The organism is Planktothrix sp. FACHB-1355 (assembly GCF_014748295.1).
In the GTDB taxonomy this organism is placed as follows: domain Bacteria; phylum Cyanobacteriota; class Cyanobacteriia; order Cyanobacteriales; family Aerosakkonemataceae; genus Aerosakkonema; species Aerosakkonema funiforme_A.
Window position 1 is genome coordinate 1 of the sequence record NZ_JACJUP010001337.1, and the last position, 1663, is coordinate 1663.

Annotated in this window: 2 protein-coding genes; one reads left to right on the plus strand and one right to left on the minus strand. The window is 43.5% G+C overall.

All coding sequences use genetic code 11. The features are described from left to right. Nucleotides 1-142: 142 nt before the first annotated feature. Nucleotides 143-988 (plus strand): alpha/beta hydrolase, encoded by an 846-nt coding sequence (locus H6S82_RS32140; RefSeq protein ID WP_190462629.1) that lies wholly within the window; start codon nt 143-145, stop codon nt 986-988. On the opposite strand, the gene H6S82_RS32145 is transcribed toward H6S82_RS32140, so the two are convergent. After that, nucleotides 924-1663 (minus strand): M28 family peptidase (locus tag H6S82_RS32145; protein WP_191057418.1); only part of this gene is annotated, 740 nt, incomplete at its 5' end. The two genes, H6S82_RS32140 and H6S82_RS32145, sit on opposite strands and share 65 nt — an antisense overlap.

Here is a 1663-nt window from a genome sequence, read left to right on the forward strand (position 1 = left end):
AGTTGAGTGAGATGGTGGTTTATAACACGGGAACTAAATTATCGATCGAAACTACTAAATTTATTGCCTGTGCCTAACCCACCCTACGATTAGATAAGTTTCTACGATCGCCACAAAAACGGGAGAGCCAATAAATTTAAAAATGGATAAGCAAAAGCTCAAACATTTACTAATAGGTGACTTTTCGCTGAAACGGCTGATACGTTCTATTATTTTTGTTTATGTTTCCCTTTGCATATACGGCTACTTTTTCACGGATTGGATGATTTTTAAACCGCAAGCATCCAGCTATCAAGACACTAAGGATATTCTGAAGCTGACTGCTGCTGATGGCGTGCAAATATCGGCTATTTACCTACCCAATTCTCAAGCTACTTACACGATTTTGTACAGTCACGGCAATGCGGAAGATTTGGGGGATATGTTGCCAATTCTGAGAGAATTAAGGGAATTGGGATTTTCTGTATTTGCTTACGATTATCGCGGTTACGGTACGAGTCAGGGTACGCCTTCAGAAAGCAATGCTTATCAAGATATCGATACGGCTTACGATTATTTGACAAGAAAGCTGAATATCTCAACTCAAAACATTATAGTTTACGGACGGTCTGTAGGTGGCGGCCCTTCGGTGGATTTGGCTTCGCGCAAATCCGTTGGGGGTTTGATTTTGGAAAGTGCTTTTACTAAGGCGTTTCTTGTGGTGACGCGCATCCCGATCGTACCTTTTGATAAGTTTGCGAATATCGATAAAATTAAAAAGGTACGCTGTCCGGTTTTAATTATACATGGAACGAGCGATTCGGTAATTCCTGTTTCCCACGGACAACAACTTTTTGAATCTGCGAACGAACCGAAGCGTTTTTTATGGATAGAGGGTGCGGATCATAACGAAGATCTTATCTCGCTTGGAGGCGATCGCTACACTAAAACTCTGCGCGAGTTTGCTCAACTGGTTCGTCAATCTCAAGTATTGCCAAATCGGCAATAACGCTTTCTAAACCAGCGACTACCCGCGCCAATTTCTCGAAATCAATTTTATCCGGTGTATCCTGTGCGGTATGATAATAAGGATAGCGATAGGGAGCGGTATCTGTGACCATGATTCCCGGATAGCCTTGTTGCCAGAAAGACCACTGATCTGACCAACCGACACCGGGAATTTGCGCGGGTAGAGCTGCGCCTTCGGAGGGAAATTCGACATGGCGACGAAAGGATGCGATCGCTTTTCTCACCAAGTCACCAGATTTAATATTACCGATAAATGCAATAAAGTTTCCAGAGGAAGGATATACCAAATTCAGAGGAAATGGATATTTTTGAGTTCCCGCTTTATCGGAATAGTAACCCATTGTTTCTAAGCTGAGCATAGCAACAATTTTCTCGCCTGCTTTTTGACTGCGTTTGGCATAAACTAAGCTTCCCATATCCGGAGTTTGGAAAAAGGGCGGTTCCTCATTCACAAATTCCACAAAACGGAGAGTCCGGTCAGTTTTTTTGCCAGCAAACGCACGCGCCAATTCCAATACAGCCGCCGCACCAGTACCGTTATCGTTTGCACCGGGACTATCCTGCACAGAGTCATAGTGAGCGCCGATGACAACTATTTCATCTGGTATTTTTGTGCCGGGAATTTCTACTTCAATGTTATCGTACTTGCGGTTAG

Coding starts and splice junctions, on each gene's coding strand:
- H6S82_RS32140 (WP_190462629.1), top strand. CDS start 143: ATGGATAAGCAAAAGCTCAAACATTTACTAATAGGTGACTTTTCGCTG.